7 protein-coding genes are annotated in these 16,807 nt (G+C 68.1%); all 7 read right to left on the bottom strand.

Translation table 11 applies throughout. The annotated features are described in order from the left end of the window. Position 1 precedes the first annotated feature (1 nt). The 7 genes from HYG77_RS08750 to HYG77_RS08775 all read right to left on the bottom strand — a co-directional run bounded on the left by HYG77_RS08750 (position 2) and on the right by HYG77_RS08775 (position 16,776). The gene (locus HYG77_RS08750) at positions 2-4,777 is read right to left on the bottom strand and encodes a non-ribosomal peptide synthetase (RefSeq protein ID WP_208962423.1); all 4,776 of its coding nucleotides are present in this window, start codon (positions 4,775-4,777) and stop codon (positions 2-4) included. 167 nt (positions 4,778-4,944) lie between these two features. Next, positions 4,945-5,217, bottom strand: coding sequence for an AMP-binding protein (locus HYG77_RS08755; protein WP_208962424.1), 273 nt, complete (start codon positions 5,215-5,217; stop codon positions 4,945-4,947). Between the two features lie 23 nt (positions 5,218-5,240). Further along, positions 5,241-5,615: an AMP-binding protein gene (locus HYG77_RS08760; RefSeq protein WP_348273577.1), complete on the bottom strand. Its 375-nt coding sequence runs from the start codon at positions 5,613-5,615 to the stop codon at positions 5,241-5,243. Next, positions 5,537-9,313 carry a condensation domain-containing protein gene (locus HYG77_RS40630; protein ID WP_348273583.1) on the bottom strand — a complete coding sequence of 1,259 codons (3,777 nt, stop codon included), beginning with the start codon at positions 9,311-9,313 and terminating at the stop codon, positions 5,537-5,539. The genes HYG77_RS08760 and HYG77_RS40630 overlap by 79 nt, the downstream gene beginning before the upstream one ends. Beyond that, entirely contained in the window at positions 9,199-11,523 is a 2,325-nt protein-coding gene (locus HYG77_RS40635; protein WP_280123299.1) for an AMP-binding protein, read from the bottom strand. The genes HYG77_RS40630 and HYG77_RS40635 overlap by 115 nt, the downstream gene beginning before the upstream one ends. Then, on the bottom strand, positions 11,510-12,352 hold the full coding sequence (locus HYG77_RS08770) for a 3-hydroxyacyl-CoA dehydrogenase family protein (protein WP_208962427.1): 843 nt from the start codon (positions 12,350-12,352) through the stop codon (positions 11,510-11,512). Before HYG77_RS08770 ends, HYG77_RS40635 begins: the two co-directional genes overlap by 14 nt. After that, positions 12,349-16,776 carry a condensation domain-containing protein gene (locus HYG77_RS08775; RefSeq protein ID WP_208962428.1) on the bottom strand — a complete coding sequence of 1,476 codons (4,428 nt, stop codon included), beginning with the start codon at positions 16,774-16,776 and terminating at the stop codon, positions 12,349-12,351. The genes HYG77_RS08770 and HYG77_RS08775 overlap by 4 nt, the downstream gene beginning before the upstream one ends. Between the last annotated feature and the right edge of the window lie 31 nt (positions 16,777-16,807).

A 16,807-nucleotide genomic window follows, 5' to 3' on the forward strand; every position in this document is an offset into this window, starting at 1 on the left:
ATCACCGCGTACGCCCCAGTGCGCGTTCCAGGATCGGCCCGATCACCGCGAAAGCCTCCGGTGTGGTCATCCGCACGTGATCGCACTCCACCTCGTTCGCGGTGATCACGCCGGTCACTACGGGCTGCCACACGCTCGGCGAGGGTCGTTCACCCTCGTCGTCGGTGCTCTGCGCGGCGGCGAAGAACAGCAAGTCGCCGTCGAACACGCGGGGCCGATGTGCGGCCGAGATCCGCTTCGAGTTCTCGAGGCCCGCGCTGATGCGGCTCAGGAGGGTCGACGCGAACGCCGGGTCGCGGCCGAACGATCGGCCGAGCATCTCGACCAACTGCTCTCGGTACGACCTGTCATCGTCGTCGCTGCCCTCGAAGTCGACGCCCAGTCCGTGCAGCCATTGCTCGGCGTCGACCTCGAGGTCACCGAAGTCGCCCTCCTCTGCGAGGTAGCTGTCCATCATCGCCAGCGTGCCGACGTCCGCCCCGGACTCCCGCAATTCGACGGCGATCGCGTGCGCGATCACGCCACCGAGTGACCATCCCAGCAGGTGGTACGGGCCTCGGGGCTGCACCGCCCGCATCTCGACGACGTAGCGGTGTGCCAGTTCTTCCATCGACTCGAACGTCGCGCCTCCGCTCAGGATGGGCAGCTGCAGCCCGTACACCGGCCTGTCCGGCGCGAGGTGCTGGATCAGTCCGGCGTATCCGAGGGCGAGTCCGCCGGCGGGGTGCACGCAGAACACCGCGGGACGTGTTCCACCGGACCGGAGCGGGACCACGACACTCAACACGTCGTCGGTCACCGCGGCGCCGGGTGTGGACGGGTCGACGATGCGGCGCGCCAGCCCTTCGGGAGTGGGGTTGCGGAAGATCCACTGCAGTGCGACGTCCGTGCCGAGCCGGTCCCGCAGCGCGGACGCCACCCTGGTCGCGACCAGGGAGTTCCCACCCAGTGCGAAGAAGTCGTCGTCGGCTCCGACGCGTTCTACCCCGAGTACGTCGGCGAACACCTCCGCGACCGCGTGCTCGAGCGGAGTGGCGGGCGCCTTGAACGGCCTGGGCGAAACCATCGGCGCGGGAAGTGCCCGCCGGTCCAGTTTGCCTGTGCGCCCGACCGGCAGCTCGTCGAGCACCACCAACCGAGCGGGCACCATGTACGGTGCGAGATGAGAGGCGGCGTAGCGCAGCACTTCCGCCGGATCGATGCTCGCATTACCCTCCGGGACAACGTAACCCACCAGTCGATCGATCGCACCGGCGTGTGTGGTCACCGCCGCCCGACCCACCCCGTCGCAGCGGGCCAGGACCGACTCGATCTCGCCGAGCTCCACCCGCTGTCCTCGAATCTTCACCTGGAAGTCGTTGCGGCCTATGTATTCCAGTCGGCCCATCTCGGTCCAGCGCACGAGGTCACCGGTGCGGTACATGCGGGAGCCCGGACCTCCGAAGGGGTGCGCCACGAACGACGCTGCTGTCATACCTGGGCGCCGATGGTATCCACGGGCCAGTCCCGGTCCCGCCGCATACAATTCGCCCACCACACCCACCGGGACCGGCTGCAACCACGGATCGAGGACTACTACCTCGACGCCGCGGCCCGGACCCCCGACGGTGACCGGCTCGTCCGGCGACAGCGCCTCGCTGGCGGTGGTCTGAATCGTCGCCTCAGTGGGACCGTATCCGTTGAAGACAAACCGGCCCGGTGTCCAGCGGTTCGCAAGCTCGGGGGCGAACCGTTCACCTGCCACCGCCAGAACTCGCACGGACGGGAGCTCTTGGGGGCTCACCGTTTCCAGGATGGTGGGGGTGAAGAACGCGTGTGTGACCTGTTCGGCCTCGAGGAGTTCGGCCAGCTCACGGCCACCGAGCACGGTCGGGGGCACGATGACCAGCGTCGCCCCGACCGTGAACGCCATCAGCAGCTCGAAGACGGACGCGTCGAAACTCGGGGACGCCAGGTGTGACACCCGTGCCCCGTGCGTCGCTGCGAAGCGTTCCCGCTCCTCGACTACCAGGTTTGCCAGACCGCTGTGCGAGACGACGACACCCTTCGGTGTGCCGGTCGAGCCGGAGGTGTAGAGCAGGAAGGCGGCGTGCTCGGTATGCAGCGGTCGCACGCGGTCGTCGTCGGTGACCCGGTCCCCGGGGTACGCGCTGTCGACCTCCGGGTCGTCGACCAGCAGCCACTGCACCGCGCCGGGCAGATGCTCGCGGTGCGCCGATACGGTCAGTCCGAGGATTGCACCGGAATCCTCGAGCATCGCCGTGATGCGGGCGGCCGGGAGCGCGGGATCGATCGGCACGTACGCCGCACCCGACTTCGCGACCGCCCACACCGACAGCACCGATTCGATCGACCGCGGCACCCCGACGGCGACGAAGGAGTCGGGACCGGCGCCCCGGTCGACGAGCGCTCTGGCCAACCGGTTGGACCGTTCGTCGAGCGTCCGGTACGAAACGTCGATGCCATTGCTCGACAGTGCGATTGCCTCCGGATCCACGGCGGCGCCAGCGACGAGCACGTCCGACAGCGTCCGTTCCGGAACCGCGGGCGCACCCCGGACCGGCGCGAGTTCGTCCCGTTCGAAGGCGTCCAGTATGTCGAGGTTCCCCAGCCGCACCGAGGGGTCGTCCACCACGGCGTCGAGCATGCGAACGAAACGGTCGGCCAGCTCGGCCACGGTGTCGGCATCGAAAAGGTCGGTGGCGTAACTGAATGCGGCCCTGATACCCGACGGTGACCCCTCGTCGTCGTACTCTTCGGACACGGTGAGCTGCAAGTCGAATCGTGCGATCGTCGCACCGAGGTCGATCCCGGTCACCTCGACGCCCGGCAGCGACAGGTCGGATTGCTTCACATTCTGGAATTCGAGTAGTACCTGGAACAGCGGTGAATGCGCCGTCGAGCGAGGTGGGTCGAGCGCTTCGACGACCTTCTCGAACGGCACCTCGGCGTGGGCGTATGCCCCGAGGTCGACGACGCGCACCTGCTCGAGCAGTTCGGCGAATGTGCTCGGGGACCGGATGACGGTGCGTAGCACCACGGTATTGACGAACATTCCGACCACGTCGTCGAGTGCAGCCTCGCCCCGTCCGGCGACGGGGGTTCCGATGGCGATGTCCTCGGAACCGGACATTCGGGCCAGAAACGCGGCCAGGGCGGCATGCGCGACCATGAACAGCGTCGACTGGTGCGCCGACGCCAGCGCTGTCAGCCGACGATGCAGGTCGGCGTCGATTTCGAATCCCACTCGGCTCCCACCCGGTGACCGTTGCATCGGACGCGGACGGTCCGCCGGTAGATCCAGTGCGGCAGGAAGACCGGCCAGCGCGTTCCGCCAGTAGGCCAGCTGCGCCGACACCAACGACTGCGGATCCTCGTCCGAACCGAGGAGTTGCCGCTGCCAGAGCGCGAAGTCGGCGTACTGCACCGCCAGAGGTTCCCACTCCGGGGAGCGCCCGTGGGTGCGGGCCGTGTACGCCACCAGCACGTCCCGGGCGAGCGGGACCATCGATGCTCCGTCCGCGACGATGTGGTGCACCACCACCAGGAGCACTCGCTCGGCATCGGAGGTCTCGAACAATGCGGCTCGCACCGGCACCTGCTTCGTGACGTCGAAGCCTTCCGACACCGACGCCGAGAGCTGCTCGCGCAACTCCATTTCGCTGGTCACCCTCACCTCTGGCAGGTCCGGTGCCGCGTCCGGGAGGATCACCTGCACCGGCGCACCGTCGCACATCGGAAAGCGGGTCCGGAGCGATTCGTGCCGCGCCACCACATCGGCCACCGCAGCGCGCAACGCGTCGGCATCGAGTGCGCCGGTGAGCCGGAACGCCATCGCGATGTTGTAGGCGGGCGAGGAGGTGTCGAACTGGTTGAGGAACCACATGCGAGTCTGCGCCAGCGACAACGGGATTCGTTCCGGGCGCGGCCCGGCGTGCAACACCGGCCGGTCGGTACGCACGGTGGCTTTCGCGGCACGGGCCGCAAACGCTGTGACGGTCGGCGCCTCGAAGAGGGCGTGCAGTCCGACATCGACGTCGAGTGCCGCGTCGACCCGGGCAACCACGCGGGTGGCGGACAGTGAGTCGCCGCCCAGGCGGAAGAAGTCGTCGTCGGCGCCGACCTGTTCGATTCCGAGGACGTCGCCGAACACACCGGCCACGACGGCTTCGAGGGGGGTGGCGGGAGCCCGGAAGCGACGCGTCCCGGTGCCGGGTTCGGGTAGTGCTGTGCGGTCAAGTTTCCCACTCACCGTCACCGGCAACTCCCCCACAACCACCACCACCGACGGCACCACCCACCCCGGCACCACACCCGCCACCCACTCCACCACCACATCCGGATCCACCCGCACCCCCACCTCCGGCACCACATACCCCACCAACCGACCCCCCTCCCGCACCACCGCCGCCGCCCGAGCCACCCCCGGACACCGCACCAACACCGCCTCCACCTCCCCCAACTCCACCCGCTGACCCCGCACCTTCACCTGCCCATCACCCCGCCCCACAAACTCCAACACCCCCACCTCAACCCACCGCACCACATCCCCCGTCCGATACACCCGCGACCCCACACCCGAAAACGGATTCGCCACAAACGACACCGCCGTCAACCCCGCCCGACCCCGATACCCCCGCGCCACACCCGACCCCGCCACATACAACTCACCCACCACCCCCACCGGCACCGGACGCAACCACCCGTCCAACACCACCACCTCCACCCCCACCCCGGACCACCCACCGACACCACACCCCCGCCACCAACGGCCCACCCACCGTCGCCTGCACCGTCACCTCCGTCGGCCCATACGCATTGAAAAACTCCCGACCCGGCGCCCACCGCGCCACCAACTCCGGCGCACACACCTCCCCGCCACCACCAACACCCGCACCGACCCCAACCCCACACCCGACCCCAACGTCGCCAACACCGACGGCGTCACAAAACAATGCGACACCCCTCCCCTTCCAACAACTCCACCAACCCCACACCCCCGAACACCCCCGGCGGCGCCACCACCAACCGCGCCCCCACCGAAAACGCCATCAACCACTCGTACACCACCGCATCAAAACTCGGCGACGACACCTGCGACACCCGCGAACCCGACGACACCCCGAACCGAACCCGCTCCTCCACAGCCAAATTCGCCAAACCCTCATGCGTCACCACCACCCCCTTCGGCCGCCCCGTCGACCCCGACGTATACATCACATACGCCGCACACCCCGCCCTCAACGGCCGCACCCGATCCCCATCCGACACCACACCCCCGACACCCCCTCCACCACACCCACATCATCGAGCCACAACCACTCCACCCCCTCCGGCACCACACACCCCGACACCGACAACCCCACCACCACACCCGAATCCACCAACATCTCCCGCACCCGCACCAACGGCAACACCGGATCCACCGGCAAAAACGCCCCACCCGCCTTCGCCACCGCCCACACCCCCACCACCAACTCCACCGAACGCCCCACCACCACCGCCACCACCGACTCCGGCCCCACACCCCGACCGATCAACACCCGCGCCCACCGCGACGAGAACTCATCCAACTCCCCATACGACACCTCCACCCCACCACACGACACCGCCACCGCCCCCGATCCACCCCCACCCCACCAGCCAAAATCTCCGGCAACACCCGAACACCCACACCCCGCCCACCCCGCACCGGAACCAACACCCCACACTCCTCCGGTCCCAACACCTCCACCCCCGCCAACAACCCGTCCGGCGACGTGGCCATCGCCTCGAATATCCGGGTGACCCGTGCCGCGATCGTCTCGACCGTGGCCGCCTCGATCAGGTCCGGTAGGTAGTGAAAGGTCATACGCAGCTGCGTGTCCATCGAGAAGGCCACGCTGAGTGGGTAATGCGTGGCATCGACACCGCTGACGTCCACCACCCGGATTCCGGCCAGGTCGGTGTCCTCGGTCAGCCCACCTCGATCGATCGGGTACGACTCGAAGACGGTTGCCGTGTCGAATCCGAGCTGTGGTCCGGCCGCGCGCGCAATGTCGGCGAGACCCAGGTGGTGGTGGTCGAACAACGCCGCCTGCTCCGACTGCGTTCGTTCGAGCAACTCGCCCACCGTTTCCCGCGGATCAAGCGTGATACGGACGGGGACGGTGTTGACGAACAGTCCGATCATCGACTCGGCGCCGGCGAGTTGCGGTGATCGCCCGGACACCGTGCCGCCGAACGTGACATCGGACGAGGACGTCGCCCCGTTCAGCAGGAGTGCCCACGCCACCTGGGTCACCGTATTCACAGTGACGTTGCGCTCGCGCGCCAGAGTCGCGAGTTCCGCGGTAAGGCTTTCGGAGAGCGAAAACTGTACCTGGGTGGGTGGGACCGACGACTGTTTACCCCACGCATCCGGCAGCAGCAGCGTCGGCCCCTCGATACCGGCGAGCGCGTTCGCCCACACCCCCCGCGACTCCTCCGGATCTCGGTGGTGCAGCCAGATCAGAAAGTCCCGGTAGGGCCGGGGACTCGGCAGCATCCCCACCCCATCTGCTACATACAGAGCGAGGAGATCCCGGATCGCGAGTGGCATCGACCACCCGTCGAGGAGGGTGTGGTGGTTGGTCCACACCAGACGGAATTCGTCGCGTCCGGTGGACAGAAGAAGGAATCGCATCAGCGGTGCGTGGGAGGTGTCGAATGCCGCAGAGCGATCGGCGGCCAGAATCCGCTCCAGTTCGGCGCCGCGCGCCTCCTCGGGAATACCCGTCAGGTGAACCTGGCGGAACGGCACGCCTACGGTCGCCGGCACCACCTGGACGAACGTGCCGTCGGCGGACGGCACGAACGCCACCCGCAGGTTCGCATGCCGATCCAGCAGTGCCTGAGCCGCGCGGCGCATCCGCGCCGGATCGACGACACCTTTCAAATGCAACGACACCTGGACCGTGTAGGCGTCGATCGCGGGTTTCGCCATGAGGGCGTGAAACAGCAACCCGGCCTGCAGAGGTGCGAGTGGCCACACATCGGTGAGCGGCCCGAAGCGCTCCTCCCACGCGTCGAGGTCGCTCTGAGTCACGGTGACGAGCGGAACATCGGAAGGGGTGAGCCCCCCGGCCTCAGGACGGTGAGAATGTGTTGTCAATGCGGACAACGCCTCCCGTAGCCGAATCGCGAACCGCTCGGCATCGTCGCGCGCCACCAGGGTGTCCGGGTAGCCCACGCTCACCCGGAGTTTTCCGCCGATCACGATCGAGTTGACCTCGAGCGCGGCCGAGGCAGGCATGTCGGGGTCCGGGACGTACTGCAGGTCGCCGAATCCGTCGGCGGGTGCCCATGCCACCGCGCTGCCGGCGGGTGCGTCGGGGACCTGGCCGAGATAGTTGTAACTGATGTGCCCCGGTTCGGTTTTCGGCAGCGTGTCGGCAGTGTCGGGGTTCAGGTAGCGGAGGAGGCCGTAGCCGATGCCCATGTCGGGCACAGCGCGCAGCTGCTCCTTCACCACCTTGATCGCCCGGCCCATCGCGGGGCCGCCGGCGAGCGCGTCGTCGAGGTCGACGCCGGCGAGGTCGAGGCGGACGGGAAAGATTGTGGTGAACCAGCCGACGGTGCGGGACAGGTCGGCGCCCGGCACCACAGACTGCTCGCGTCCGTGCCCCTCCATGCGGATCAGCATGGACGACAACGAGATTCCCCGATCGCGTCGCCATCTGGACGATGCCACTGCCAGGGCGGTGACGAGCGCGTCGTGGGCACCCCCGTGGTAAAGCCTCGGGAGGGTTGTCAGCAGTACGGAGGTGTCTTCGGTCGACATCTCGACGCCGACGTCACGAATTGCCGTCGCCACGTCCACCGCGGGATCCAGAGGGCGGTCGGTGATCGGGGGGTCCGGCCGGTCCACGACGCTCCGCCACCACGCCAGCTCGGCGACCCGCTCGCCGCGCTGTGCATCCTCCGCCAGTGCATGCGCCCACCGGCGCATGGACGTTCCCGGCGCCGGCAGCTCCGCCGCGTGTCCGGCGGAGATCTGAGACCAGGCGGTCGCGAAGTCGGGCAACAGAATCCGCCACGACACTCCGTCGACGGCAAGGTGGTGAGCCACGACGATCAATCGGCCCCAGGTTGCGGGGACGCTCGACGTTCCCGGATCGAGCCAAACGAACTGGACGACGACACCATCGGAGGGACGCAGTCTCTCGACGGCCGCCTGGTGCTCGGCCGCGACGAGTGTCGCCGGCGGGTCGACCGCGATGGTGGGGTCGAACCTGACGCGACGGATCAGTGACGCGGCATCCACGTCGGTATCCGGGCGGGTCTCCATCTGCCACTGTCCGCTCGCATCCCGGCAGAGCCGGGACCGCAGCATGTCGTGCCGTGCGATCACAGCGGCGACGACAGCGACAAGTCCGTCTTCGTCGATCCCGGCGGGGAGCGTGAGCAGCAGGCTCTGACTGAACCGCTCGAAGTGGCCGCCGCGCTCCAGCAGGTACCGCACCACAGGTGTGGGCGGGAAGGTGCCGATACCGCCGCCGGCGAGTTCGGTGAGAGGGCCGGGCGTCGTGCGGTCCGCGATGTCCGATTGTGCTGCCAGCGCAGCCACCGTTCGGTGCTCGAACACCTGTTGCGGGGTGAACACCAGTCCTCGGGCCTTGGCCCGCGACACCAGCCGGATCGACAGGATGCTGTCGCCGCCCAACGCGAAGAACGAGTCGTCGTACCCCACCCGTTCGATTCCGAGTACTTCCGCGAAGACCGATGCCAACGTCTCTTCGGCTGCGGTGCGCGCGGGCCGCTGGGGTCGGTGCACAAGTTCCGGTTCGGGTAGTGCTGTGCGGTCAAGTTTCCCACTCACCGTCACCGGCAACTCCCCCACAACCACCACCACCGACGGCACCACCCACCCCGGCACCACACCCGCCACCCACTCCACCACCACATCCGGATCCACCCGCACCCCCACCTCCGGCACCACATACCCCACCAACCGACCCCCCTCCCGCACCACCGCCGCCGCCCGAGCCACCCCCGGACACCGCACCAACACCGCCTCCACCTCCCCCAACTCCACCCGCTGACCCCGCACCTTCACCTGCCCATCACCCCGCCCCACAAACTCCAACACCCCCACCTCAACCCACCGCACCACATCCCCCGTCCGATACACCCGCGACCCCACACCCGAAAACGGATTCGCCACAAACGACACCGCCGTCAACCCCGCCCGACCCCGATACCCCCGCGCCACACCCGACCCCGCCACATACAACTCACCCACCACCCCCACCGGCACCGGACGCAACCACCCGTCCAACACCACCACCTCCACCCCCACCCCCGGACCACCCACCGACACCACACCCCCGCCACCAACGGCCCACCCACCGTCGCCTGCACCGTCACCTCCGTCGGCCCATACGCATTGAAAAACTCCCGACCCGGCGCCCACCGCGCCACCAACTCCGGCGCACACACCTCCCCCGCCACCACCAACACCCGCACCGACCCCAACCCCACACCCGACCCCAACGTCGCCAACACCGACGGCGTCACAAAACAATGCGACACCCCCTCCCCTTCCAACAACTCCACCAACCCCACACCCCCGAACACCCCCGGCGGCGCCACCACCAACCGCGCCCCCACCGAAAACGCCATCAACCACTCGTACACCACCGCATCAAAACTCGGCGACGACACCTGCGACACCCGCGAACCCGACGACACCCCGAACCGAACCCGCTCCTCCACAGCCAAATTCGCCAAACCCTCATGCGTCACCACCACCCCCTTCGGCCGCCCCGTCGACCCCGACGTATACATCACATACGCCGCACACCCCGCCCTCAACGGCCGCACCCGATCCCCATCCGACACCACACCCCCCGACACCCCCTCCACCACACCCACATCATCGAGCCACAACCACTCCACCCCCTCCGGCACCCCCGACACCGACAACCCCACCACCACACCCGAATCCACCAACATCTCCCGCACCCGCACCAACGGCAACACCGGATCCACCGGCAAAAACGCCCCACCCGCCTTCGCCACCGCCCACACCCCCACCACCAACTCCACCGAACGCCCCACCACCACCGCCACCACCGACTCCGGCCCCACACCCCGACCGATCAACACCCGCGCCCACCGCGACGAGAACTCATCCAACTCCCCATACGACACCTCCACCCCACCACACGACACCGCCACCGCCCCCCGATCCACCCCCACCCCACCAGCCAAAATCTCCGGCAACACCCGAACACCCACACCCCGCCCACCCCGCACCGGAACCAACACCCCACACTCCTCCGGTCCCAACACCTCCACCCCCGCCAACAACCCATCCGGCGATTCCAGTGCGGCCGCGAGTATTCGGACGAAGTGCTGCAGATGGGCAGAACCGTGTGCTTCGACGGACCACGTCCCGTCCCGGTCGTCCACGGCAAAGAATGCGCGCTCACCCGTTGCGCCCCAACGCTTCACCCCTGTGACGGCGCAGTTCCCGATCCGCTCGACGCCGAGCGGTTCCCGCACTTCACCCGCCAGCGGGCACCAGTCCTGCCCGAATACCGCAGCATCGGTTGTGGAGAGGAAGCGCCGTCGACGGGATCTCCGTAGTTGCAGGCCCACCTGCCGCGTCACCGCGTCGAACGTGAAATGAGGGGCGAGGGTGACCCTGACCGGGATGGTCGTCCCGTGTTCCCGGTACCCGAGCAGTACGTCGTCGACACCCGTAAGGCTCTGCCGGTACAGGGCGAGCGCCGCGAGTAGAACTGCTGCCGTACCGCCGCCGCTGCGGCGTGCGAGTCGCGCCGCTACACCGCCGACCGATACATTTTCGTAGCGTGAATCCTTCTGTTCGGGAACCTGATCGAATAGTTCTTCCGCTTTTGGGACCCCGGCGAGGAGTTCCTCCCAGTAGCGGCGGTCGTCGAGCCACGCGGCGCTCTCCCGGTAGCGGGCATCGGAGGTGAGCAGTGCCGACGGGGACGTGAACGGCCAGTTCGCTCTCCGAGGCGGCGCGGTGCGGGCGGCCTCGTAGGTTTCGGCGGTGGCCCGGACGATCGCCGCCATGCCCGGTTCGTCGTTGACCAGGCGGTGGTAGCGCTGGAACCAGCCGAACCGTCCGTGCGGCAACCGGAAAAGGATGTGGACGTACAGCGGGCCGGTGGTGACGACCATGGTTCGGTCCAGTTCGCGGCCGATCCACGCCGCGACGAGGGTGTCGGCGTCGGCCGAGGTGCTCGCGTCGATAACCTCCGGTCCGGACACGTGCCCGGTCCCGGTGCTCTGGCGTAGTTCTTGCCCGTTTCCGCCGAAGATTACTCGCAGACAACCACATTCGGTCAGCGTCTGCCGCAGTGCGGTAGAAAATGCGTCCTCGACGAGTGGGCCGTCGAGTTCGAGATACAACGCGAAAGTGGGGTTGTCGTGGCAGGTCTCGAGCACTGCGAGTTGATCGTATGTCAGAGGCAGTTCCACACTGCCGGTATGCCGTTCATCGGTAGGCGGTCGTTCATCGGTAGTCATGGAAGCCCCGCCCGGTCTTACGCCCCAGGTGGCCGGCGTCGACCAATGCGGTGAGCGACTCGGGCGGGCGGTAGTGGTCGTCGCCTGTCAGCGCGCGGAGGCTGGTCATCGTGTCGTGGACGTTGTCGAGGCCGATCAGGTCCGCGGTGCGCAGCGGCCCCATGGGATGGCCGAGGCAGCCCTCGAACAGTGCGTCGACGGTTTCCGGGTCGGCGATACCGGCGTCGACGGAGGCGGCCGCCTCCGCGATGCACAGCATGAGCACGCGATTCAACACGAAGCCGGGTCCGTCACCCACGATGATGCCGGTTTTGTTCAGGGAGGTGAGGAACTCCTGCGCGCGGTCCAGGGTGCGCTGGGACGTTCGCGGTCCGGCCACTACCTCTACGGTGTCCTTGAGCGGCGCCGGGTTCATGAAGTGCAGCCCGACAACCTGTTCCGGCCTCGAGGTGCACGCGGCGATGAGATCGACCGGAATCCCAGAGGTGCACGATGCGAGGACGGCATCGGCGGCGCAGCAGCGGTCCAGTTCCGCGAAGATCTTCTCTTTGAGGTCGATCCGTTCGGGAACACACTCGACGACGACGGTGGCGTCGTGCAGCTCGGACATCTGATCGGTCCATCGCACACGCGCCGCCACCTCGGCGGGTTTCGGGCCCGCGCTGCGCCCGAGGAGTATCGCGAGCCGCAGCGAGTCGCTCATGCGCTTGCGCGCGACTTCGACGGCCTGCGGATCCGACTCGACGACGATCACGTCGTGGCCCGAGTGCGCACAGCACTCGGCGACTCCGGCCCCCATGGTGCCGGCGCCCACCACACCGATGCTCATCGCGCCGCCTCCGAGGAGAAATCGGTGTCGTCTTGATGCACGTACTCCATCGCCACCTCCTGAGCCGGCAGGTCGGGATGCGTCACCAGCGCCCGGATGAGCTGACGGAGGTCGGCGAGCATCGCGGTTGCCGTGCTTCGGTCGAACAGTTCCACCGCGTAGTCGAGTTCGAGGGTGAGATTCGGGCCCTGCCCTCGGGACCACGCCAGCGCCAGTTCGGCGGACGATACCTCGGCACGGTCGTCGCTCGGGCCGCGTTCTCCGTCGCACCGGACCGGGAAGTGAACTGCTGCGAAATCCCGCACGCTGCTGTCGGAGGACAGTTCCCGGCGGACCGTCGACACCAGTTCGGAGAACGAGGGTTCACCCGACAGGTCGACACCGACGAGCCGCGGCGAACCCCCGGGGACCGTGGCGGTGCCGACGACCACCTCGTCCTGAGCGGTGTACCACGCGAGGAGGGCGATCCACGCGGCGAGCATCTCGGCGAAACCCGGCGCGTCGTCGAGCATCGCGGTCACCCGAGCGACCGAGTACCGAAGCGGTTCCGCGCCGTTCGATGTCGGCCGCGGCCGGTCGGCCGGTACCACCGGAGGTGCGATCGGCAGTTCGCGCGACGCGATCTCGTCGGACGAGTCGGCAAGGAACGCTGAGATCGGCTGCACCGCCGCAGAATCGACGATGTCTGCCAGGATGGCAACGTACTCCCCGCACAGCGCGGCGGCGGTCTGCTCGGTGAAGAGTTCCGTGCTGAACTCGAGCCCCGCGGCCATGTCGTCTTCGCCGCCGCGCTCCGTGGTGACGAGGGTGAGGTCGAACTTCGCTGTACCGGAGGGCACCCCGCCGAAGGCGATGGCCGAGGGATCCTCCTGGTCGAACAGCGTCTCGGTGAGCCCCTGTTGCGACTGCAACGCGGGCAGTTCCTGGTGCACATGGCAGACGTCGAAGAGCGGGGTACGGCTCGTGTCTCGGTCACCGGTGAGTGCAGTCACGACCCGGTCGAACGGAATCTCCTGATGTTCGAGGGCCCCCAGCACGACGTCGCGCACCCGGCCGAACAGTTCCGTGAGGCTCGGTTCGCCGGACAGGTCGGCGCGCAACGCCACAGTGCTGTTGAAGTACCCGATCATGCCGGCGAGTTCCGGCCGGTTGCGCCCCGTCGTCGGGGTCCCGACGACGATGTCCCGCTGGCGACTACGGCTTGCCATGAGTAGGAAGAACGCGGAGAGGAGTACCACGAACAGTGACACCGACTCACGCCGGGCCACGGCGCGTAGGCGTGCTGTCTGTTCGGCCGAAATGGTGAAGGTGTGGAATGCGCCGGTGAAGTTCTTCCGTTCCGGTCGAGGAAAGTCGGTGGGAAGCCGTAGCAGCGGGACATCGGCGAGTACCTGTCGCCAGTAGTCGAGTTCCGGCTCGAGTGCGGCGCTCTCAATGAGTTCCCGCTGCCACAGCGCGTAGTCCCAGTACTGGATGGGCAGTGGCGGGAGATCCGCAGGGCGTCCGGTCCGGCGTGCGGCGTACAGGGCGGGGAGTTCGCGTTCGAATATTCGCGGCGAACCACCGTCGTTGACGGAATGGTGGGTGGTCACCTGCAGGACGTGTTCGTCCGGGCCGATCCGGACGAGGAGAGCACGCACCAGCGGGTCGTTGGCCAAGTCGAACGGTGCAACCGCCGCTTCGTGCACGAGTGCCCGCGCCGCAGCCACAGGGTCCGGCTCGTTCGACACGTCGGCGGTCCGGAAGAAGTCGCCCAGCGATGGGCGAATGCGCAGTTGCGGCTCGCCGTCGACGTTGACGTAGTTGGACAGCAGTACCTGGTGCCGTGCGGCGAGGTCGTCCCACATTCCGCGGACCGCCGATTCATCGATCGGTCCGTGCAGGTCGCTGACCATCGGCAGGTTGTAGATCGTCGTGGTGGCGTCGAGTTGGTGGTGGAACCACATGCGCACCTGGCCGAACGACATCACATGCCGTCCGCGTGGTGTGATCGGAGGGAGCCCACCGGCTGCGGACGTGCCCGCCGCGAGCAGCTCCGCGAAATCTGCGACCTTCGGCCGCTCGTAGAGGTCGATCAACTTGGGTCGGACCCCGTACTGCTCGGCCACCTTGTCGACGAGCTGCATCGCGATCAGCGAGTTGCCGCCGAGTTCGAAGTAGTCGTCGTCAGCGGCAACCGCCGTCTCGCTGTGCAGCAGACCACGCAGTGTCGTCTGCAGCCAGTCGAGGCTGTCCGCCGGGACGACGCGCGCCGGTTCCGGCTTCGGTTCCGGCGCGACGACTTCGGGGGTTCGACCCCACTCCGGCCGGCCGGGCAGGTCGTACCAGCACCGGGATCCCAGCATGGGGTGCCCGGGCAACCGCACCCGCCGAGCGGTCTCGTCAGCCGCACCGACGGCAACCCAGTCGAGGTCGACTCCGCGCTCGTACAATCCCGCGAGCAGATGGGTGACGGCCCCGGGCGTGTCCGGTACGCGCAGGATCTCTGCATCCGCTCGGTCACCGAGCGCGTCCGCGAGCAACCGTCCGAGCCGCCCGTCCGGGCTCGGCTCGACGAACACGACGGGTCCGTCGGCGAGCATTCCTTTCGCGACGGCGACGAACCGTCCCGTGTCGATCGCAGGGTCGGCGGCGGCTGCCGCGATCTCGGCGGCGGTGACCTCCGACAACGTGCCGAGCAGATACCTCGCCGCATAGCGCGACACACCACCGCTGAGGACGGCGTCCACGGATATCCCAGCGTTCCGCAATTCCCGGTGAACGGCGATCTGGCCGGCGAGAAGGTCCGCCTCGTCACCCGTGGCCGGCAGTGCCGGCGGTAGGGAACGGCCACGGAGTGCGGCGGGCATCGGGTCCGGTGACAGCAGCAGTGCCACGGACGGTGCCCGCCGGGTTGGAGCACTCTCGTTCCGACCCTCGGGGTCGGCGGCCCGCGCCGCGAGTGCCTTTGCCAGTTCGTCGACAGTGCGCGCCTGCACCGCCACCCGATACTCGTGATGCGGCCTCCCCTGGTTGAGGGTGAAGACGATGTCGGCGAGGTAATACCCGCGCACCGCCGACGCCAGATCGTCACACAGAGCGGCGAGCGCCGCTGCGCTTTTCGCCGACACACCCACGAGCCGAATGGTGTCCTCGGCGTGCGGCGCGGTGTGCTGCAGGGGTGGCTGCTCCACCACGCAGTGCGCGTTGATACCGCCCAGACTGAACGAGCTGACTCCGGCCCGTCGAGGACTGCCCTCCTCGCTCCAGGTCCTGGCCTCGGTGACCACCTCGATCCCGCTGCCGGCGAAATCTACTCCGCCGGTGGGCCTGTCGAAATGCAGCGACGGGTACAGCTCACCGTGCTCGACGGCAAGGATCGCCTTCACCAGGCCCGACACTCCCGCGGCGTGGTCGAGATGGCCGATGTTGGTCTTCACCGAACCGATCGGCAGAACACCCGACCTGCCCTCGAATGCGGTGGCGATTCCTTCCAGTTCCACGGCATCGCCCAGCGGTGTTCCCGAACCGTGCGCTTCGAGATACCCGGCATCGCTCGGTGCGAGCCCCGCGTTGCGCCAGGCCCGCTCGATCACGGCCACCTGCGCCCGAGCGCTCGGTGAACTGATGGTCGCGGACGAATGGCCGCTCGACACCGTTGCGGTGCCGCGTATCACCGCGTGCACTGGCACACGGTCGGCACGCGCGCGCCCCATCGTGGTGAGGAGCAGCGCCGCACCACCCTCGCCGACGGCAGTACCGTCCGCGCTCGCATCGAATGCCCGGCATCGTCCGCCGGGCGACATCAGCTCGGCCGAGCCCTCGGCCAGATCGGCGCGAATACCGTTCACCCGCAGACTGACACCACCCGCGAGCACGAATTCGGCGTCTCCCGAGCGCAGCTCCCGGCAGGCGTGGTGCACCGCGATCAGCGAACCGTTGCAGCCCGAGTCGACGGCGTAACAGGGCCCGGTGAGCCCGAGTTGGTACGCGATGCGGGCAGGCACCGCGAACGGAACGTTGCCCAGGGTGCTCAGGACGCCCGGTTCCGCCCACATCGCCGGGTACGTGGACGTCGCGGCGCTGAAGATCACCGCTGTCGCACTGTCCCGGAAGTCGGTCGCCGAGTAGCCGGCCTCCTCGATCGCTCGATACGCCAGGACCAGCGCCAGACGTTGCTGCGGGTCGATCAGCGACGCCTCCCGCTTCGACAGCGTGAAGAACGAGTAGTCGAACGTGGCGATGTCCTCGACGAACCCCATCGGCTGGTAGTCCGAGGGCGGACCCAGTCCGGTGGCCTCGGCCCGCGACCGGGACAGCGGGCGCACCGAATCCCGGCCGGCCGCGAGGTTCGCGCGGAACTCTGCCAGGTCGTCGGCCTCGGGGTAGCGCGCGGCGATGCCCACCACGACGACGGCGTCGTCGCCCGGTTGTCGCTGGGTCACTGTTGCCTCCCGGAGTTGGTCAGAAGTTCGG

It is taken from the genome of Rhodococcus sp. ZPP, from assembly GCF_017656075.1.
Classification (GTDB): Bacteria; Actinomycetota; Actinomycetes; order Mycobacteriales; family Mycobacteriaceae; genus Rhodococcus_F; species Rhodococcus_F oxybenzonivorans.

Excerpts from the sequence above, each read along its gene's own strand:
- HYG77_RS08755 (WP_208962424.1), bottom strand. The coding sequence starts at position 5,217 with ATGTATACGTCGGGGTCGACGGGGCGGCCGAAGGGGGTGGTGGTGACG.
- HYG77_RS40635 (WP_280123299.1), bottom strand. The coding sequence starts at position 11,523 with ATGACTACCGATGAACGACCGCCTACCGATGAACGGCATACCGGCAGT.
- HYG77_RS08770 (WP_208962427.1), bottom strand. The coding sequence starts at position 12,352 with ATGAGCATCGGTGTGGTGGGCGCCGGCACCATGGGGGCCGGAGTCGCC.